The organism is Streptomyces hainanensis, from assembly GCF_004348415.1.
GTDB classification, from domain to species: domain Bacteria; phylum Actinomycetota; class Actinomycetes; order Streptomycetales; family Streptomycetaceae; genus Streptomyces; species Streptomyces hainanensis.
Map to the genome: position 1 here is coordinate 1 of NZ_SMKI01000778.1, position 1821 is coordinate 1821.

The window sequence follows — 1821 nt, forward strand, 5'->3', positions numbered from 1 at the left end:
CGCCCCGACGCCCCGACGCCCGCCGGCTCAGCGTGGCGCCGCCTCCGTGGTCGCCGCCGCGCGGTAGCGCACGCTGTGGCGGTGCCAGTCCCAGGCGCCGCGGACGGCGGTCGTGACGCGGGTGGCGAGGAGGCGGGCGTCGGGGCCGAGGCGGTGGAGGTCGCCTCGGGCGGCGAGGAGGTGGTCGGTGCGGGCGGCGATCAGCCGCTGGACGGCGGCGGTGGCCGCGGCGTCGTCGGGCAGGGCGTGGCGGTCGCGGACCAGGATCACCAGGTTGGCGCGCTCGCCCGCGGCGAGGTCCCGGGGGAGCGAGTGCACGTCGTTGGTCCACGCCATGACGTCGCTGGCCGCGGCCGTCAACTCCCGGACGGGGGCCGCGTCGAGCAGCATCGCCGCGAACTCGCGGCGCTCCACGAGCTGGATCAGCTGGAAGATCGGCAGCGCGCCGAACGAGAGCCGGCGCCAGACGACGTACTGGGCCAGCGTGGGCGGCGGGCGCAGGCCGAGGCGGACGCCGGCCTGCCAGTGGTAGCCGGCGAGGCAGCCCCGCAGGTGGCGGGCGAAGCGGCGGCGCCAGGCGGGGGACATGGGCGCGGCGGTCGGTGGCCAGAGTTCCTCGGCGAGGGCGCGCCGGAAGTCGTCCCAGGCGGGGCCGCCCCGGTCGAACCAGTCGTCGGCGGTGAGCAGCCAGACGTACCAGCGGGCCAGCAGCGCCATCTCGGGGTAGGGCGCGGCGCGGTAGTAGCTGGTGGCCAGGGTGACGACGCGGGAGGCGGCGAGCCGGTGGTGGCCGGCGGCGTCGACGAGGCCGTGCCGGGCGGCCCAGTCGTACGCCTGCTCCTCGATCTCGGCGGAGCGGGGGTGGAGCGGCTGGCTCGGGATGGGCATGTGCACGAGGGGTGTCCGGAGGGCTAGAACGTGACGGGCAGGGCTTCGAGGCGGCGCGTGCGGTGCGTCGGGCGCCAGGTCAACTGGCTGGTGGGCACGGCCAGTTCGATCTTGGGGGTGCGGCGGAGCAGGGTGGCGAAGACGACGTCGGCCTGGAGCCTGGCGAGGGGGATGCCGAGGCAGCGGTGGGTGCCGCGGCCGAAGGAGAGGTGCGGGTTGGGGGCGCGGTCGAGGACGACCTCGTCGGCGCAGGGGAAGTGCCGGGGGTCGCGGTTGGCCGCGGCGAGCGAGAGCAGCACCGAGTCGCCGGCCGCGATGTGGACGCCGCCCAGTTCGAGGTCGGCGGTGGCGAACCGGCGGATGGCGAGCGGCAACGGGCCGTCGAAGCGGAGCAGTTCCTCGATGGCGGTGGACAGCAACGCGGGTTGGGCCAGCAGGCGTTCCCAGTGCATCCGGGGGTCGAGGAGGGCCAGGATGCCGTTGCAGACCATGCTGGCGGTGGTGTCGTGGCCGGCGGCGAGGAGGATGAAGGCGAGGCTGACGAGCTCGTCCTCGGTGAGCCGGTCGTCGGCGTCGCGCGCCTCGATCAGGGTGCTCAGCAGGTCGTCCGCCGGGTGGCGCCGCTTGTGGGTGATGACGTCGCGCAGCTGGGCCTCGGCCTGCCGCATGGCGTCCAGGATGGCGCGGGGGCGGCCGGGGATCAGCAGGGCGTCCGTCCAGGAGGCGATCTGGGCGCCGGCGGAGGCGGGGAGGCCGAGGAGGTCGCAGATGACGCGGAGCGGCAGCGGCAGCGCGAGCGCGGCGAGCAGGTCGGCCTCGCCGGCCGGGTAGACCGCGTCGATCAGGGCGTCCGTGTGGGCCTGGACGCTGGGGCGCAGCCCCTCGATGGCGCGGCGGGTGAAGGCGGGGGCGACGAGGCGGCGGAGCCGGGTG

Annotated in this window: 2 protein-coding genes; both read right to left on the reverse strand. The window is 76.1% G+C overall.

The annotated features are described in order from the left end of the window. Positions 1-27: 27 nt before the first annotated feature. Positions 28-888, reverse strand: a complete 861-nt coding sequence (locus tag E1283_RS35830; protein WP_132822336.1) for a terpene synthase family protein — start codon at positions 886-888, stop codon at positions 28-30. A 23-nt stretch (positions 889-911) separates the two neighbouring features. Continuing rightward, on the reverse strand, positions 912-1821 hold a 910-nt coding region (locus E1283_RS35835), incomplete at its 5' end, for a cytochrome P450 (protein ID WP_132822337.1).